The organism is Cronobacter condimenti 1330 (assembly GCF_001277255.1).
In the GTDB taxonomy this organism is placed as follows: domain Bacteria; phylum Pseudomonadota; class Gammaproteobacteria; order Enterobacterales; family Enterobacteriaceae; genus Cronobacter; species Cronobacter condimenti.
Genome location: NZ_CP012264.1, coordinates 363,139 through 380,300 on the forward strand (window position 1 = coordinate 363,139; position 17,162 = coordinate 380,300).

At 57.4% G+C, this 17,162-nt stretch carries 18 protein-coding genes, 1 pseudogene and 1 riboswitch; of the genes and pseudogenes, 7 read left to right on the forward strand and 12 right to left on the reverse strand.

Going from position 1 to position 17,162, the window contains the following annotated elements; genetic code table 11:
* Window positions 1-117 precede the first annotated feature (117 nt).
* Entirely contained in the window at window positions 118-1,200 is a 1,083-nt protein-coding gene (locus AFK62_RS01695) for an alpha/beta hydrolase family protein (protein ID WP_007665896.1), read from the forward strand.
* Between the two features lie 7 nt (window positions 1,201-1,207).
* Here AFK62_RS01695 and AFK62_RS20710 read toward each other — a convergent pair.
* From AFK62_RS20710 to AFK62_RS01745, 10 genes and pseudogenes are all read right to left on the reverse strand, one after another.
* A pseudogene (locus tag AFK62_RS20710) lies at window positions 1,208-2,164 on the reverse strand (helix-turn-helix domain-containing protein); the annotation flags it as partial.
* 156 nt (window positions 2,165-2,320) lie between these two features.
* Entirely contained in the window at window positions 2,321-2,638 is a 318-nt protein-coding gene (locus tag AFK62_RS01705) for a PTS lactose/cellobiose transporter subunit IIA (RefSeq protein WP_007665898.1), read from the reverse strand.
* Window positions 2,639-2,947 (reverse strand): PTS sugar transporter subunit IIB, encoded by a 309-nt coding sequence (locus AFK62_RS01710; protein WP_032984022.1) that lies wholly within the window; start codon window positions 2,945-2,947, stop codon window positions 2,639-2,641. It abuts the gene before it with no gap.
* A 313-nt stretch (window positions 2,948-3,260) separates the two neighbouring features.
* Window positions 3,261-4,394 (reverse strand): 2-iminoacetate synthase ThiH, encoded by a 1,134-nt coding sequence (thiH, locus tag AFK62_RS01715; protein ID WP_007665901.1) that lies wholly within the window; start codon window positions 4,392-4,394, stop codon window positions 3,261-3,263.
* Window positions 4,391-5,161 (reverse strand): thiazole synthase, encoded by a 771-nt coding sequence (thiG, locus tag AFK62_RS01720; protein ID WP_032984023.1) that lies wholly within the window; start codon window positions 5,159-5,161, stop codon window positions 4,391-4,393. The genes thiH and thiG overlap by 4 nt, the downstream gene beginning before the upstream one ends.
* Before the next feature lies 1 nt (window position 5,162).
* Window positions 5,163-5,363 carry a sulfur carrier protein ThiS gene (thiS, locus tag AFK62_RS01725; RefSeq protein WP_032984024.1) on the reverse strand — a complete coding sequence of 67 codons (201 nt, stop codon included), beginning with the start codon at window positions 5,361-5,363 and terminating at the stop codon, window positions 5,163-5,165.
* Window positions 5,353-6,102, reverse strand: coding sequence for a HesA/MoeB/ThiF family protein (locus tag AFK62_RS01730; RefSeq protein ID WP_053531682.1), 750 nt, complete (start codon window positions 6,100-6,102; stop codon window positions 5,353-5,355). The genes thiS and AFK62_RS01730 overlap by 11 nt, the downstream gene beginning before the upstream one ends.
* Window positions 6,095-6,727, reverse strand: a complete 633-nt coding sequence (gene thiE / locus AFK62_RS01735) for a thiamine phosphate synthase (RefSeq protein ID WP_007665909.1) — start codon at window positions 6,725-6,727, stop codon at window positions 6,095-6,097. The genes AFK62_RS01730 and thiE overlap by 8 nt, the downstream gene beginning before the upstream one ends.
* Entirely contained in the window at window positions 6,727-8,628 is a 1,902-nt protein-coding gene (gene thiC / locus AFK62_RS01740) for a phosphomethylpyrimidine synthase ThiC (protein ID WP_007665911.1), read from the reverse strand. The genes thiE and thiC overlap by 1 nt, the downstream gene beginning before the upstream one ends.
* A gap of 116 nt (window positions 8,629-8,744) precedes the next feature.
* Window positions 8,745-8,854: riboswitch (TPP riboswitch) on the reverse strand.
* A 52-nt stretch (window positions 8,855-8,906) separates the two neighbouring features.
* Window positions 8,907-9,410, reverse strand: coding sequence for an Rsd/AlgQ family anti-sigma factor (locus AFK62_RS01745; RefSeq protein ID WP_007665914.1), 504 nt, complete (start codon window positions 9,408-9,410; stop codon window positions 8,907-8,909).
* A gap of 102 nt (window positions 9,411-9,512) precedes the next feature.
* Here AFK62_RS01745 and nudC point away from each other — a divergent pair, with 102 nt between their 5' ends.
* From nudC to AFK62_RS01775, 6 genes are all read left to right on the forward strand, one after another.
* Window positions 9,513-10,286 (forward strand): NAD(+) diphosphatase, encoded by a 774-nt coding sequence (gene nudC, locus AFK62_RS01750; protein ID WP_007665917.1) that lies wholly within the window; start codon window positions 9,513-9,515, stop codon window positions 10,284-10,286.
* A gap of 40 nt (window positions 10,287-10,326) precedes the next feature.
* A complete protein-coding gene (hemE, locus tag AFK62_RS01755; protein ID WP_007665920.1) occupies window positions 10,327-11,391 on the forward strand; it encodes a uroporphyrinogen decarboxylase in 1,065 nt (354 codons plus the stop codon).
* 9 nt (window positions 11,392-11,400) lie between these two features.
* Complete coding sequence (nfi, locus tag AFK62_RS01760; RefSeq protein WP_007665923.1) at window positions 11,401-12,072, forward strand: deoxyribonuclease V; 672 nt, start codon at window positions 11,401-11,403, stop codon at window positions 12,070-12,072.
* 43 nt (window positions 12,073-12,115) lie between these two features.
* Window positions 12,116-12,706, forward strand: coding sequence for a YjaG family protein (locus tag AFK62_RS01765; protein WP_007665926.1), 591 nt, complete (start codon window positions 12,116-12,118; stop codon window positions 12,704-12,706).
* A gap of 186 nt (window positions 12,707-12,892) precedes the next feature.
* Window positions 12,893-13,165: a nucleoid-associated protein HU-alpha gene (hupA, locus tag AFK62_RS01770; RefSeq protein WP_002884342.1), complete on the forward strand. Its 273-nt coding sequence runs from the start codon at window positions 12,893-12,895 to the stop codon at window positions 13,163-13,165.
* An 11-nt stretch (window positions 13,166-13,176) separates the two neighbouring features.
* The gene (locus AFK62_RS01775; protein ID WP_193352467.1) at window positions 13,177-13,869 is read left to right on the forward strand and encodes a DUF1481 domain-containing protein; all 693 of its coding nucleotides are present in this window, start codon (window positions 13,177-13,179) and stop codon (window positions 13,867-13,869) included.
* A gap of 65 nt (window positions 13,870-13,934) precedes the next feature.
* Here AFK62_RS01775 and purD read toward each other — a convergent pair whose 3' ends face one another.
* Both purD and purH read right to left on the reverse strand, forming a co-directional pair.
* Window positions 13,935-15,233 carry a phosphoribosylamine--glycine ligase gene (gene purD, locus AFK62_RS01780; RefSeq protein WP_053531683.1) on the reverse strand — a complete coding sequence of 433 codons (1,299 nt, stop codon included), beginning with the start codon at window positions 15,231-15,233 and terminating at the stop codon, window positions 13,935-13,937.
* A 13-nt stretch (window positions 15,234-15,246) separates the two neighbouring features.
* A complete protein-coding gene (gene purH, locus AFK62_RS01785; RefSeq protein ID WP_007665958.1) occupies window positions 15,247-16,836 on the reverse strand; it encodes a bifunctional phosphoribosylaminoimidazolecarboxamide formyltransferase/IMP cyclohydrolase in 1,590 nt (529 codons plus the stop codon).
* Between the last annotated feature and the right edge of the window lie 326 nt (window positions 16,837-17,162).

Genomic DNA, 17,162 nt, shown 5'->3' on the forward strand with positions numbered 1-17,162 from the left:
GCTTCGGCGGGTTTTTTTATGCCTGCCATTCACGAAAAAGACCTCGATCGCGTTTCAGGACGCCCGCGCACCGCCCCGATGCTACAACTCTGTGACCTGTAAACGGAGAGCATGACTATGTTTCGATTTATCCTGTTAATTACCAGCGCGCTGTTAAGTGCCGTCGCTTCGGCAAGCATCGGTTTTCATCAGTTCACCCTTAACGAGCCTGCCACACGTCCACTGGATGTGGCGGTCTGGTATCCCACCGATGCCACTGGCCCGACAGAAAACGTTGGCGATAACATCGTCTTTGTCGGTGTTGAGGCCCAACGTGATGCTGCGCCTACGTCCGGTCTGCATCCACTACTGCTGCTTTCGCATGGTTTTGGCGGCAACTGGCGCAACCTGAACTGGCTTGCACAACAAATGGCGGAGCAGGGGTATATTGTCGCCGCCGTCGATCACCCGGGTACCACGACCCGTAACAAAGAGGCCGCGCAGGCACAGATGCTGTGGCAGCGGCCACAGGACGTGACTCGCGTACTTAATGCGCTTATTGCCGGGCCTGAAATAGCCGGAAAGATAGATGAGCAGCGTATCGCCGCGGCAGGTCATTCATTAGGCGGCTGGACGGTAATGGAACTGGCAGGCGCGCGCTTTTCTGCGAAAGATTTTATGGCCGACTGCGAACATCATGCCCCGCTTGGCGCCTGTAAGGTTGCCCGCACGCTGGGACTTCACCTGCCGCAGGCTCAGGCCCGGCTTGTGCAACCCCTGCGTGACCCACGGATCAACGCCGTCGTGTCGTTAGATTTAGGCCTTGCGCGCGGCTTTACACCGCAAAGTCTTAAAGGGGTAAACATTCCGGTGCTGGTGATGAGCGCGGGCGCAGACAACGATGACGTTCCCGCTGCGCTGGAATCCGGCTTCCTGGTATCACAATTATCCTACGCACATACACGCGCGGTGCACGTTCCGGGTGCCACGCATTTTAGTTTTATGCAGCTTTGCAAACCGGGTGCCGAAGCAGTAATCGAGGCGCAGGAACCGGGGGAAGGGATCGTATGCCGCGACGGCGTGGGTTTTAGCCGCGCGGCGATTCATCAGCAGTTAACGCAGCAGATAAGCCAGTTTCTGAATCAGGCGCTGCGCTATTCACCGCCGCGCGCCGATAGTCGACCGGGCTCATCCCCACAATCCGCCCAAACTCACGGTTGAAGTTGGATTTGGTATTAAAGCCTGACTCCAGCATTACGCGGGTGACGGGCGCATCGGTCTGGCGCAGCAGCGATTGTGCATGCGCGATACGAAAACCGTTAATCCACTGCGAGACGTTACAACCGCGCGTCGCATTCACGGCGCGCGAAATTTGGCGTGCGGGAATACCCGTTTTTCGCGCCAGCAGATCGAGTGTGAGATCAGGGTTAAGGTAAAGCGAGCGTGCGTGAAGAATGTCTTCCAGCCTGGCGCAGCGCTGTGCGTCTTCCACGCTTTCACCTTCAGGCTCGGTTATGGACGCTGTAGGGGGAGACGTGACGGTATCTGGTACCACGGGTTTACTGAAAGGCAGTAAAAGGGCGAGGCAGAGAAACGGTAACAGGATTATCTGCGAGACGGCTACCAGCAGCGGCGCCTGGCGACCATCGAAAAAGCCGAAGTCAGCGGCGATGGCGATATCGGTTAACCCACAAAAGCAAAGAAAGGCGCCCGCCACAGCCGCGATTTTCGCCGCCGCTGGCGCCTCACTCAGGCGACTCAGTAAAAATGCATCCGCACCATGCCGGGCGGTAGACAGCAAGGCGATGCCATAGCCGAAGTAAAGCACCGTCAAAGCCACATCTGTCGCGACGGGGAATGCCAGGTTGACGAATAACGCCATGACGGCGGGCACCAGCATCACAGTGGTTTGACGCCGTCGTGGTTGTGAGGTGAGTTTGCTAAAGCACTGCCAGGCAAGGGGCGGCAGGGCAATCGCCGTCAGGGACTGCAATTGACGCAGCAGCGGGAGATCAAACGACCAGCGCAGCGCGGAGAGAAAAACCAGCAGTGAGCAAGCGGCAAGGAATCCAACAACCTGACGGTAACGATCAGCGCCAGTGAGAGATACTTTCGCCAGCAGCATCACCAGAATAGCGAGCGTAAATACCGGAACGGGAACAGAAGGCATGGCGGTAACCTGCATCGTGATTCAGGCGCCGTAGGGCACGAAAGAATACCGTTGTGCCATAAAGCGCGCAAAAAAGACACCGCCCGGTTTAGCGGCTTGCAAATCCGCCTGGGCCATGGATATAAAAATGCCCGGCGGCGCCGGGCTATCTTGCAGGGTTTTGAACGCGCCCTATTTAACCAGCGGCAGGCGGCGATAAAGCTCAATCAGGTCGCCTGCCAGATCCTGAATCACCATCGCGTTCATCAGGTGATCCTGAGAGTGAACCGTAATCAAATTAACCGGCAGTTTGCCGCTGCCTTCGTCGAGCCCGATAAGCTGCGTCTGGATTTTATGCGCATGCTTTACGAATTCGTGGGATTCTTCCATCGCTTTTTCGGCGGCGTCAAAGTCCCCTTTACGAGCCAGCTGAAGAGCAGTCAGCGCCTGGCTGCGCGCGCTACCGGCATTCACCAGCAGCTCCATGATAATTGACTCTAAATCTTCCATTTATTGCTCCAGCATTTTGAGGGCTTTATCCAGCACCACATCGCCTTTCATCATGCCGTAATCCATCATGTCGATAACGGCAACGGTCTTGCCCAGCGGATCGGCAATTTCCTGAAACTTAGGCTGTTCATATTTGACCTGCGGGCCAAGCAGCACGATGTCGGCGGTGCCGATAATATCTTTAAACTCCGCGACCGGAACGGCCTTAATATCCACCTCGACGCCCTTTTTCTGGGCAGCATCTTTCATTCGTTGAACCAGCATGCTGGTGGACATACCAGCGGCACAGCATAAAACGATATTTTTCATAATCCGCTCTCTGTGACTGTTGTTTCATTGATATTTATCGCCCACCTCCTGTCCCAACAACCGCTTTGATGTATTTGTGTGTTACCCATCACAAAGAAAGCCGCAAAAACGGAAACCGGTTACCAAAGCGCGTTTCTTTTGCTATCACCCTCTCGTTGAGAGGCGGGGCGGCGAAGAGAGAGCATCAGGAGCCGCCCCGGCCGATCATCCCGGACCGGCAGGAGCAGAGTAAAAGCGCGCCTGTATTCATTCAAACGGCAATCGCGCGGTTTGCGCAACATGCCGAAAGATATCGCGCAGTTTGCGTTAGGTTTCAGGGCGTTTGCGATGATCTTCCCAGAAATCCATCCCAGTCTTTCCACACGGGTTGAAGACCGCGCTGCATGAGGCTGGCTGCCACGTCTTCCGGACGGCGTGCATCATGTGGCGCGAACTGTTCAAGCTCGGCGTGTCCATCGGCGTAGCCGCCAGGTTGAGTGCGGGAAAACGCACTGACGGTGTTGATGGCGATCGGCACGACGTTGTCGCGAAAATGCGGGGATTCTCGGGTCGAGAGCGACAACTCCGCTTCGGGAGCGAGCAGGCGAAACGCGCAAATGAGTTGCACAAGCTGACGCTCATCCATTACCGAGGCGGGCTGTATACCGCCTGCGCAGGGTCGCAGCCGTGGAAATGACACCGAATAACGGCTCTGCCAGTAATGCTGTTGCAGCCAGAGCAGATGCTCAGCCACCATGTAATTGTCGGTGCGCCAGCAGTCTGATAGCCCCGTCAGCGCGCCAAGCCCGATGCGATCGATCCCAGCGCGTCCAAGCCTGTCCGGCGTCTCCAGCCGCCAGAAGAAATCCTGCTTATTGCCGCGCAGATGATGCTTCGCATATACCGCTTCGTGGTAGGTCTCCTGATAAACGAGTACGCCATCAAGACCAAGCGTTTTTAGCTCGGCATACTCCGCCTGCGACAGCGGTTGTACTTCCATTTGCAGTGAAGCGAACTGGCGGCGAATCGCCGGGAAATGGCGTCGAAAATAATCCATACCTACTTTATTCTGATGTTCGCCCGTCACCAGCAGCAGATGCTCAAAACCCAGCGCTTTAATGGCCGCACACTCGCGTGCTATCTCTTTATCATCCAGCGTTTTGCGCTTGATGCGGTTGCTCATGGAAAAACCGCAATAGGTGCACTCATTAGCGCACAGATTGGAGAGATAGAGCGGGAGATAAAAACTCACCGTGTTGCCGAAGCGTTGTCGGGTGAGGTGCTGCGCGCGCTGGGCCAGCGGTTCCAGATAACCCTGCGCGGCCGGGGAGAGCAGCGCCATCATATCGTCGCGGTCGGGATGGGAGGCCGTCAGTGCGCGTTCTACATCGCGCGCGGTTTTGCTGTGGATGCGCAGCCGGATATCGTCCCAGTCCAGCGTGCGCCAGTGGTCGGTAAAGGTCTTCATGACAGCGCCTCCAGAAAACCGGTTAGCGGGCTGGTGGCTTGCGCCTGAACCGATCGGGCGCCGAGCCCGGCTTCATATCCGGTTCGTCCGGCCTCAACGGCCTGACGGAATGCCCGCGCCATCGCCACCGGATCGCGGGCGACAGCAATGGCGGTATTCACCAGGACCGCGTCGGCGCCCATTTCCAGCGCTTCGGCTGCATGGCTTGGTGCACCAATGCCCGCATCGACGACGACCGGCACCGTTGACTGCGCGATGATTATCTCCAGCAAGGCTCGTGTCTGCAGCCCCTGATTAGAACCAATCGGCGCACCCAGCGGCATTACCGCCGCGCAGCCCGCTTCTTCAAGACGCTTGCAAAGTACCGGGTCAGCGCCGCAGTAGGGCAGCACCACAAACCCTTGCGCGACGAGCTTTTCCGCCGCCCGCAGCGTTTCTATCGGGTCCGGCAGCAGCCAGCGGGCATCGGGGTGGATCTCAAGCTTGACCCAGTGGGTGCCCAGCGCCTCGCGGGCGAGCTGCGCGGCGAAAATTGCCTCGTCAGCGGTTTTGGCGCCGGACGTGTTCGGCAACAGGGCGACGCCAGAAGCCTGCAACGGCCCCAGCAGTGCGTCATCGCGGCGCATCAGATCCACGCGCTTCATCGCAAGCGTCGCCAGCTCGCTGCCGCTTTCACGTATCGCCTCAAGCATCAGCGAGGACGAGGCGAACTTACCAGTGCCGGTAAACAGGCGTGATTGAAAACTTTTATCTGCAATACGTAACATCTCAGCCTCCTGCAATAACCTGAAACAGCAGCAGGCTGTCGCCTTCCTGCAGGGTATAATCCGGCCACTGACGACGCGGGAGAATGGTCTGGTTGACCGCGAGCGCCGTGCCGGGCTTGTCGAGCGTTAACTGCTCCAGCAGTTGTGCTGCGCTTAAGCCGTCCTCGCACTGCATCGATTCCTCATTTAACTCAATGCGCATGACCGCCTCCGCATACCGGACAGCCTGGTGCCCGCTGTAAGGTCAGCGTGCGCCAGTGGTTGGCGCGCGCGTCGAAGAGGCGTAACTCGCTGGCGTGAGGCAGCACGCCGCACAATAGCTTGATGGCTTCCAGCGCCTGTAGCGTGCCCATCAGACCCACGACCGGGCCGAGTACACCTGCGGTGCGGCAGTTGCGTTCCGGCTCGCTGTCGTCGGGCCACAGACAGCGGTAGCAGCCGTAATCGAAAGGGGGAGCGAACGTCGCTATCTGCCCGCCCATGCCGACGGCGCTGGCCGTGATGAGCGGCGTGCCGTGCGCCACGCAGGCGGCGTTAATGGCCTGCCGGGTGGTCATGTTATCGCTGCAGTCGAGCACGACATCGACGCCCGCGACGGCCTCGCGCAGCGCGTCGCCTTCCAGCCGCTGGTTCAGCGCCACGGTGTCAATGGCGGGGTTAAGCGCTTTCAAACGCCGCACCGCCGCCAGTGATTTCGACTGCTCAATATCGTTCATGCCAAACAGGATCTGACGCTGGAGATTACTGAGGTGTACCGCGTCGTCATCTGCAAGCCACAACGTGCCCACCCCTGCGCCCGCCAGATAAAGCGCGGCGGGGGAGCCAAGCCCGCCGAGGCCGATAATTAAAGCACGGCTTGAAAGCAGCTTTTGCTGGCCGTCGATGGCGATATCCTCCAGCAGCAGCTGGCGGCTATAGCGCATAAAGTCCACGTCATTCATCACCCACCCCCGCCAGTTCCAGTAACTGCTGCGTGGCGGCGCGCCAGTCTGGCGCATGGGTGATAGCGCTCACCACCGCGATGCTGCCGACGCCGGTTTCCAGTACCGCCGGCGCGCGGGCGAGGCTAATGCCGCCGATAGCGACGGTCGGATAATCACCGAGCCGCTTCACGTGTGCAGCCAGTTGCGTCAGCCCCTGCGGCGCAGAGGGCATCTGTTTCGTTTGCGTGGGAAAGACATGGCCGAGTGCGATATAAGACGGGCGCACCGCCAGCGCCACGTCGATTTCCATATCATCGTGGGTGGAGACGCCAAGCCGCAGACCAGCGGCGCGGATCGCCTCAAGGTCTGCGGTTTCCAGATCTTCCTGACCAAGGTGAACGCCGTACGCCTGATGCGTAATGGCCAGGCGCCAGTAATCATTGATAAAGAGTCGGGCGTCGTAACGGCGGGCGAGATCAATGGCGGCGCGCACGTCCTCCTCGACGTCCTCATCCGTTTTATCTTTGATGCGCAGCTGGATTGTGCGCACGCCCGCCTCCAGCAGACGCGCAATCCAGTCGACGCTGTCCACGACCGGATAAAGCCCGAGGCGGCGCGGTACAGGGGCGAAAAGCGGTTCCATTATTCCACCTCCTCCTGACGCAGGTAGATGTCGCCGCCGCGGGCGCGGAAGCTGGTGGACATGTCCGCCATACCGGCGTCGATGGCTTGCTTCGCGGCGTAGTCGCGGACTTCCTGGGTGATTTTCATTGAGCAGAATTTGGGGCCACACATGGAGCAGAAATGTGCCACTTTGCCGGATTCCTGCGGCAGCGTTTCGTCGTGATAGGCGCGCGCGGTGAAAGGATCAAGCGCCAGGTTGAACTGATCTTCCCAGCGGAATTCGAAGCGCGCTTTAGACATGGCGTTATCGCGGATCTGCGCGCCCGGATGGCCTTTGGCAAGATCGGCGGCGTGGGCCGCGATTTTGTAGGTAATGAGCCCTTGTTTAACATCCTCTTTATTCGGCAGGCCGAGGTGCTCTTTTGGCGTCACGTAGCAGAGCATGGCACAGCCGAACCAGCCGATCATGGCTGCGCCAATCCCGGACGTGAAATGGTCGTAACCGGGCGCGATGTCGGTGGTCAGCGGACCAAGCGTATAGAACGGCGCTTCATGGCAGTGTTCCAGCTCTTCGGTCATGTTGCGGCGGATCATCTGCATCGGCACATGTCCTGGGCCTTCAATCATCACCTGTACGTCATATTCCCAGGCGATTTTTGTCAGCTCGCCAAGCGTGTGGAGCTCAGCGAATTGCGCCTCGTCGTTTGCGTCCTGAATAGAGCCGGGGCGCAGGCCATCGCCAAGCGACAGCGAGACATCATAGGCCGCGCAGATTTCACAAATCTCGCGGAAATGCTCGTAGAGGAAGTTTTCTTTGTGATGTGACAGGCACCATTTCGCCATGATAGAACCGCCGCGCGAGACGATGCCCGTCAGGCGTTTTGCGGTCATCGGCACGTAGCGCAGCAGTACGCCTGCGTGGATGGTGAAGTAATCGACGCCCTGTTCCGCCTGCTCAAGCAGCGTGTCGCGGAACATTTCCCAGCTGAGATCTTCGGCGATCCCGTTGGCCTTCTCCAGCGCCTGGTAGATCGGCACTGTGCCGATCGGCACCGGGCTATTGCGCAGGATCCATTCACGGGTTTCATGGATGTAACGCCCGGTGGAAAGGTCCATCACCGTGTCGGCGCCCCAGCGAGTAGCCCAGACCAGTTTTTCGACTTCTTCTTCAATGGATGAGGTAACGGCAGAGTTGCCGATATTGGCGTTCACCTTCACCAGGAAGTTGCGCCCGATGATCATCGGCTCCGATTCCGGGTGGTTGATGTTGGCCGGAATAATGGCGCGTCCGGCTGCCACTTCGTCACGTACAAATTCTGGCGTGATGTTACCCGGCAGGCGCGCACCGAAGCCTTCGCCCGGATGCTGCTGGCGCAGCACGGCACCGCGGATGCGCTCACGGCCCATGTTTTCGCGGATAGCGATAAATTCCATTTCCGGGGTCACGATGCCCTGGCGAGCGTAATGCAATTGCGTGACGCGCTGACCCGCTTTTGCGCGTTTCGGCGTCAGCAGGCCGTGAAAGCGCAGGTCGTCCAGCCCGTCGTCGGCCAGTCGTTCCCGGGTGTAAGCCGAGCTGCGCGCGCTGAGGGTCTCGGTATCGTTGCGTGCCGCTATCCAGCCGCTGCGCATTTTTTCGAGTCCTTCGCGCACGTCGATGCGTACCGCCGGATCGCCGTAAGGGCCGGAGGTGTCGTAGACGGGTACAGGTTCGTTCGGCTCATAACGAGGATCGTCTTTTGTGCCACCCGCAAGCGTCGGGCTCAGGCGGATTTCTCGCATTGGTACGCGAATATCGTCGCGCGAGCCGGTGAGATAAATGCGATGAGAATTCGGGAAAGCAGTGCCTTCCAGCGTGTCGATAAAGTGTTGTGCGGCGGCGCGTTGTTCGCGACGGCCAGGTTTGTTTGATACAGACATAGCGCATTCCAGTCATCAGTCAGGAAGTGGCTTGTCAGAACAACGGAGGAGTAATGGCGATGCGCCCGCGCCCGTGCTGGCAGATTCAGGGATGAAAAGCACCCTGAGCGGGGCAAAATAGAATTACTCTTGTTCCCTTCGCAGGTCTTAACCTGATCAGGTTCCGCGGATCCCGAATTAACGGTCTCAGCCTGTGCTTACGCGCTAGGCACTCCGACAAGATAAACCCCGCGTCAACCGCGGGGGTAAAGGTAAATTACTCGTTAATGCCGCCGAACTCAAGCCGGACGGGCAAGGCCTGCTTCGTCATTAGCGCTTTCGCTAAGGTTATGGTCATACGCCAGCAGGATAAGCTTATCTTCCAGCGCGAAACGGGCGGCAAGCGCCTCGCCGATACCGGAAAGCGCTTCCTGAAACTCCAGGCAGTTATCGTGATCAATGGCGCTTTCCAGATGGGTATCGTAGAAATCCATGATCTGCTGGGTGTTAGATTCCAGCTGAGGATAGATTTGCGTGGCGGCGACCAGCGGGCTGGTGCCTTCCATTTCGCTGATGACACGTTCGTAAATATTGAAATGACCGGCGGAAAGATAATCCACCAGGCAGTGGCAAAAATCGTCCAGCGCTTGTTCATTCAGCGTAGTCATCGGCTCCTTGCCGGGCTTGATGCCGACCATCTTGTAATAGGTGACTAACAGATGGTTGCGGGCACCAAGCCAACGATCAACTAACTCATTACTCCCACCAACGCGTTCCGTCAGACTTTTTAGCTGGTTTAGCATGATCGACTCCATGAGATATAAGATGTAAAAACGCAAATGACCCAAAATATGTAAGAACAATGTTAATAACGTGCCAGTGACGCAGAGGTAGTGCAATCAATTATGGAACGTACACTAGAAAATTTAGACCATGGCTGGTGGATAGTCAGCCAAGAACAGAAATTATGGCTGCCAAAAGCAGAATTACCTTACGGCCATGCGGCGGATTTTGGTCTTGTGGGCGAAAAAGCGCTCCAAATCGGCACCTGGGAAGACGCGCCGGTATGGTTGGTGTTGCAAAAGCGTGACGAGGAGATGGGCTCGGTACGACAGCTCATCGATCAGGAGGCCGGGCTGTTTCAGCTTGCCGGTCGCGGAGTGCAGCTCGCCGAGTTTTACCGCTCGCATAAATATTGCGGCTACTGCGGGCATGAGATGCATCCGAGCAAAACGGAATGGGCGATGCTCTGCGGACACTGCCGCGAACGCTACTATCCGCAAATCGCGCCGTGCATTATCGTCGCAATCCGCCGTGACGATAAAATTTTGCTGGCGCAGCATGCGCGTCACCGCAACGGCGTTTACACCGTGCTGGCCGGGTTTGTCGAAGTGGGCGAGACGCTTGAGCAGGCGGTCGCGCGCGAGGTGATGGAAGAGAGCAGCATTCGTGTAAAAAACCTGCGCTACGTGACCTCCCAGCCGTGGCCGTTCCCGCAGTCGCTGATGACCGCCTTTACCGCAGAGTATGACAGCGGCGAAATTAACATCGACCCGAAAGAGCTTATCGACGCTGGCTGGTACCGCTATGACCAGTTGCCGTTGTTGCCCGCGCCAGGCACCGTGGCGCGCCGCCTGATAGAAGATACGGTGGCGCGCTGCCGGGCAGACTACGAATGACGTGATACAATGGCGCCCTGACGCTTGAGGAATAAGAAAAATGACCGAACTGAAAAACGATCGTTACCTGCGTGCCCTGCAACGCCAGCCTGTAGATGTCACGCCGGTGTGGATGATGAGGCAGGCGGGGCGCTATCTGCCGGAATATAAGGCCACTCGCGCGCAGGCGGGCGATTTTATGTCACTTTGCAAAAACGCTGAGCTGGCGTGCGAAGTGACGCTACAGCCGCTGCGCCGTTATCCGCTTGATGCGGCGATCCTGTTTTCGGACATTCTGACGATTCCGGATGCGATGGGGCTGGGACTCTATTTTGAAGCAGGCGAAGGCCCGCGTTTTACCTCGCCGATTACGGGCAAAGCGGATGTCGAAAAACTGCCGGTGCCGGACCCGGAGCAGGAGCTTGGCTATGTGATGAACGCGGTGCGTACCATTCGTCGCGAACTCAAAGGCGAGGTGCCGCTGATTGGTTTTTCCGGAAGCCCCTGGACGCTTGCAACGTACATGGTTGAAGGCGGCAGCAGCAAGGCGTTTACCGTTATTAAGAAAATGATGTACGCCGAACCACAGACGCTGCATCTGCTGCTCGATAAGCTTGCGCAAAGCGTCACGCTGTACCTGAACGCGCAGATCCGCGCGGGTGCGCAGTCGGTGATGATTTTTGATACATGGGGCGGTGTGTTGACCGGGCGCGACTATCAGCAATTTTCGCTCTATTACATGCATAAGATCGTCGACGGATTACTGCGTGAAAACGAAGGTCGTCGCGTGCCGGTGACGCTCTTTACTAAAGGCGGCGGTCAGTGGCTGGAGGCGATAGCGGACACCGGTTGCGACGCGCTGGGCCTCGACTGGACAACGGATATCGCGGATGCGCGCCGTCGTGTGGGTCACAAGGTGGCGCTGCAGGGCAACATGGATCCGTCGATGCTTTACGCATCTCCTGCCCGTATCGAAGAAGAAGTGGCGTCTATACTTGCTGGTTTCGGCCACGGTGAAGGCCATGTGTTCAATCTGGGGCATGGTATTCATCAGGATGTGCCTCCGGAACATGCGGGGGCCTTCGTCGAGGCGGTTCACCGCTTATCGGCGCCTTATCATCAGTAAGGAGAAACTATGGATCTCGCGACGCTACGCGCACAACAAATCGAACTGGCCTCAAATGTGGTCCGGGAGGACCGGTTAAATGAGGATCCGCCGACAATTATCGGCGGGGCGGATGTCGGGTTTGAACAGGGCGGCGAAGTGACGCGAGCGGCCATGGTGCTACTGAAATATCCCTCACTGGAACTGCTGGAGTATCAGGTAGCGCGTATTCCTACCACCATGCCGTATATTCCCGGCTTTCTGTCCTTTCGCGAATACCCGGCGCTGCTTGCCGCCTGGGAAATGCTCTCCAGAAAGCCGGATTTACTCTTTGTCGACGGGCACGGTATTTCGCATCCACGTCGTCTCGGCGTGGCCAGCCACTTCGGTATGCTGGTAGATGTGCCAACCATTGGCGTTGCGAAAAAACGGCTCTGCGGTAAGTTTGAGCCGCTCTCCGATGAACCGGGTGCTGTCGCACCGCTGATGGATAAAGGCGAGCAGCTGGCATGGGTATGGCGCAGCAAGGCGCGCTGTAACCCGCTGTTTGTCTCCACAGGGCACAGGGTCAGCATTGATACCGCGCTGGGCTGGGTGCAGCGTTGCACGAAAGGCTACCGCCTGCCAGAACCGACGCGCTGGGCGGATGCGGTCGCATCGGGTCGGCCTGCCTTTCTACGATGGCAGGAAATTCAGGGGTGATTCAGGTACACTGCCGCTCATTATCGGTTTGTGAGACGCCACTATGTTACAAAACCCTATTCACCTGCGGCTGGAAAAGCTGGAAGCCTGGCAGCATGTGACGTTTATGGCCTCGCTGTGCGAGCGCATGTACCCGAATTACGCCATGTTTTGCCAGCAGACCGGTTTCGGTGATGCGCAGCTTTACCGCCGCATTCTCGATCTGGTCTGGGAAACGCTGACGGTAAAAGATGCCAAAGTGAATTTCGACAACCAGCTCGAAAAGCTCGAAGAGGCGATTCCCGTGGCAGAAGATTATGACCTGTATGGCGTGTATCCGGCCATTGACGCCTGCGTGGCGTTAAGCGAGCTGGTTCACTCACGTCTTAGCGGTGAAACGCTGGAGCATGCAATTGACGTCAGCGAAACCTCTATCACCACGGTTGCGATGCTGGAGATGACGCAGGCGGGCCGCGAAATGACCGACGACGAGCTGAAAGCGAACCCGGCGGTGGAGCAGGAATGGGATATCCAGTGGGAAATTTTCCGTCTGCTGGCGGCCTGTGAAGAACGCGATATTGAACTGATAAAAGGTCTGCGTGCAGACCTGCGCGAGGATGGAACCAGTAATATCGGTATAAATTTGCAGCAATGAGACAATAAAACGTGATTTACAGCCTGTTTTGTCGTACCTGAAGGCTTCCAATTAGCCCCCCGTCTGGTCTACATTTGGGAGGCGAAAAAAAGTGGCTATCGGTGCGTGTATGCAGGAGAGTGCTTTCAAGGCATTTCCGTCGCACTCGATGCTTAGCAAGCGATAAACACATTGTAAGGATAACTTATGAATAAGACTCAACTGATTGATGTAATTGCAGACAAGGCTGACCTGTCTAAAGCGCAAGCGAAAGCTGCTCTGGAATCCACTCTGGCTGCGATTACTGAGTCTCTGAAAGAAGGCGATGCTGTACAGCTGGTTGGTTTCGGTACCTTCAAAGTGAACCACCGCGCTGAGCGTACTGGCCGCAACCCGCAGACTGGTAAAGAAATCAAAATCGCTGCAGCTAACGTGCCGGCTTTCGTTTCTGGCAAAGCACTGAAAGACGCTGTTAAGTAAACCGCGTGGCAGTGAAAGGTTTTAACGAAGGGGCGAGAACGCCCCTTTTGTTTGGCTGGCGTATGCTGGCGCTGGCAGGCGCGCTATTCCTCTGTGCTTGTCGTTCTACCCCGGACATTCCCCCCTTTACCGCCAGCGGCTATCTCGCCGATGACGGCGTCGTGCGCCTGTGGCGCAAAGATAATAATGATGGCTCTGTTCATCTGCTGGCGGCATTCAGCCCGTGGTCTGGTGATAAAACGTCACTGAGCGATTACCGCTGGCAGGATGATGCGCTGGCATCCGTGGATTACCGTCTTGAGGGTAAACACCCGGAGCAGGTAAAAGTGCGTTTTGATGACCATGGCGGGCTGAGCTTTATGCAACGCGATGTGAACGGGCAAAAGCAGCAGCTCTCAAGCGACCAGATTGCCTTGTGGCAATATCGTGCGACCCAGATGCGTAATACCAGCGACGCGTTGCGTGCGGGCCGCGTGGTGTTGCGTCAGGGGCGCTGGAACCCTGACGGCACGATGACCACCTGCGAGGGGCAAACGGTGCAACCCGAACTGGACAGAAGGGCGCTCTCACGCCTGGAGGAACGCCAGCGCCATGCGAAGGCGCGCGTCAGCGCCGCCTGGCTCGAAGCGCCTGAAGGGACTCAGCTTCTGCTGGTCGCCAACGAAGACTTTTGCGCCTGGCAGCCGAAGCCTGACAGTTTTTGAGCTCAATAAAAAAGCGACGGTATTGCCGTCGCTTTTGGGTTTAAGCCTGTCTGACCTACGGTGGGTTATTTTTCCTGTTCGCGCGCAATCGCGCGGTAGCCGATGTCCTTACGACAGAAGCGGTTATCCCAGTGAATATCTTCCGCTAAGCGATAAGCGCGTGCCTGTGCCTGCGCCACGCTGTCGCCGAGGGCTGTCACGCAGAGCACTCGACCGCCGCTTGTGACGACGCGGTCGTCATCACGCAGCATGGTCCCGGCATGAAAGACTTTGCCGTCACCATTAGCAATCTCTTCAATGGGCAGGCCGTGAATGACATCACCAGTACGGTAATCGCCCGGATAACCGCCAGCGGCCATGACCACGCCAAGTGACGGACGCGGATCCCACTGCGACTTCACCGTATTGAGTTTGCCGTCGCAGGCCGCAAGACAGAGCTCCACCAGATCGGACTGCAAACGCATCATGATCGGCTGTGTTTCCGGGTCCCCAAAGCGGCAGTTAAATTCGATAACCTTCGGATTGCCCTGTTTATCGATCATCAGGCCCGCATACAGGAAGCCGGTGTAGGTATTACCTTCCGCCGCCATGCCGCGCACCGTTGGCCATATGACGCGCTCCATGGTGCGCTGGAAAACCTCGTCGGTCACAACCGGTGCCGGGGAATATGCGCCCATACCGCCGGTGTTCAGGCCCGTGTCGCCGTCGCCCACGCGTTTGTGATCCTGGCTGGTGGCCATCGGCTCAACGTGCTCGCCGTCTACCATCACGATGAAGCTGGCTTCTTCGCCATCCAGGAACTCTTCGACGACGATGCGGTGTCCTGCGTCGCCAAAGGCGTTGCCGGCCAGCATGTCGAGTACGGCCGCCTCGGCTTCAGCGAGCGTCATTGCAACGATAACGCCTTTTCCCGCCGCCAGACCGTCAGCCTTAATCACAATAGGCGCGCCTTTTTCACGGATGTAAGCCAGCGCCGGTTCGGTTTCCGTGAAGTTCTGGTATTCCGCGGTCGGGATACGATGGCGCGCCAGAAAATCTTTGCTAAAAGCTTTGGAGCCTTCCAGCTGCGCGGCACCTTTCGTCGGTCCGAAGATTTTCAGGCCCGCTGCGCGGAACGCATCTACCACGCCGATAACCAGCGGCGCTTCCGGCCCGACAATCGTCAGGTCAATGTTTTCACGTTGTGCAAAGCGCAGCAGCGCGGGAATGTCGGTCGGGTTGATAGCGACGTTTTGCAGCGCAGGTTCCAGCGCCGTACCAGCGTTACCCGGTGCGACAAACACAGTTTCAACCCGCGGCGACTGAACCGCTTTCCAGGCCAGCGCGTGTTCGCGCCCGCCGTTGCCAATCACTAATACTTTCATCGTGGCTCCGTTATTAATGGCGGAAATGGCGCATGTCGGTGAAGATCATGGCAATGCCGTGTTCGTCGGCGGCGGCGATAACTTCCTCATCGCGAATCGAACCGCCCGGCTGAATCACGCAGGTAATGCCGACGGCAGCGGCGGCGTCGATGCCATCGCGGAACGGGAAGAACGCATCAGACGCCATGGCAGAGCCTTTTACTTCCAGCCCTTCGTCACCCGCCTTGATGCCTGCTATCTTTGCGGAGTACACACGGCTCATCTGACCGGCGCCGATGCCGATAGTCATATTCTCTTTGGCGTATACGATAGCGTTCGATTTTACGAACTTCGCCACTTTCCAACAGAAGAGAGCGTCGCGTAGCTCCTGCTCAGTCGGCTGGCGTTTGGTAACCACGCGCAAATCGTTTTGCGCCACCATACCGAGATCGCGGTCCTGAACCAGCAGGCCGCCGTTAACACGTTTGAAATCCAGCCCCGGCACGCGAGACTGCCATTCGCCGCAAACCAGCACGCGCACGTTTTGCTTCGCCGCGGTGATCGCGAGGGCTTCTTCGCTGGCAGACGGCGCGATAATGACTTCAACGAACTGACGAGCAATAATCGCCTGCGCGGTTTCGGCATCCAGTTCGCGGTTAAACGCGATGATGCCGCCGAATGCGGAAGTCGGATCGGTTTTATAGGCGCGGTCATACGCGTCCAGAATCGAGTGGCTTACCGCCACGCCACACGGATTGGCATGCTTGACGATAACGCAGGCGGGCTCGCTGAACTCTTTAACGCACTCCAGCGCGGCATCGGTATCGGCGATGTTGTTATAAGAGAGCGCCTTCCCCTGAACCTGCAGCGCCGTTGCGACGGACGCTTCATTAATTTCTTCTTCTATATAGAAGGCAGCTTGTTGATGGCTGTTTTCGCCATAACGCATATCCTGCTTCTTAATGAAATTCAGGTTTAGCGTACGCGGAAAGCGACCGGCGGGCTGTTTCGTCTCGCCATGATAGGCGGGCACCAGGCTTCCGAAGTAATTCGCAATCATGCTGTCGTAGGCGGCAGTATGTTCGAAGGCTTTAATGGCCAGATCGAAACGGGTGTTGAAGGTCAGCGAACCGTCATTGGCATCTAGCTCTTCAATGATGGTGGTGTAATCGCTGCTCTTAACAACAATCGCGACATCTTTATGGTTCTTGGCAGCCGAGCGCACCATGGTTGGGCCGCCGATATCAATATTCTCTACGGCATCTTCCAGCGTGCAGCCATCGCGCGCCACGGTCTGTGCAAACGGGTAGAGGTTTACCACGACCATATCAATCGCAGAGATACCGTGCTGCGCCATGATGTCATCATCCTGGCCACGACGCCCGAGAATGCCGCCATGCACTTTCGGGTGCAGCGTTTTAACGCGTCCATCCATCATCTCCGGAAAACCGGTGTAGTCAGATACTTCAGTCACCGGCAATCCGGCCTCTGCCAGCAGATGCGCAGTGCCGCCAGTAGAGAGCAGCTCGACGCCGCGTTCAGAAAGTGCGCGGGCGAATTCGACGATACCGGCTTTGTCAGAAACGCTGAGCAGAGCGCGGCGTACAGGACGACGTTGTTGCATGTATAAATCCCCTGGATTTGATCATTACAGAAGAGCGTGAGCGAAATTCCTGCGTTTGTGGGCAGAAATCTGGCTAATGCACCTCGAGGATACATTATCAATAATAGCGCGATATTGTAGCGAAAACGTTTGCGTGCCGCTCGCGAAATTTCGGTTTATAAGGGCTTTGTGGATAACTCTGTGCGCAAATGCGTATAACCAAGGGTTTTGCTGGGGAATGCAGCAGTCAGTCATTTTTGTGACATTTTTCTGTTGCGGTGAAAAGAGAACTCCCTATAATGCGCCTCCATCGACACGGCGCTGATGCGAAACATCATACAGCGACG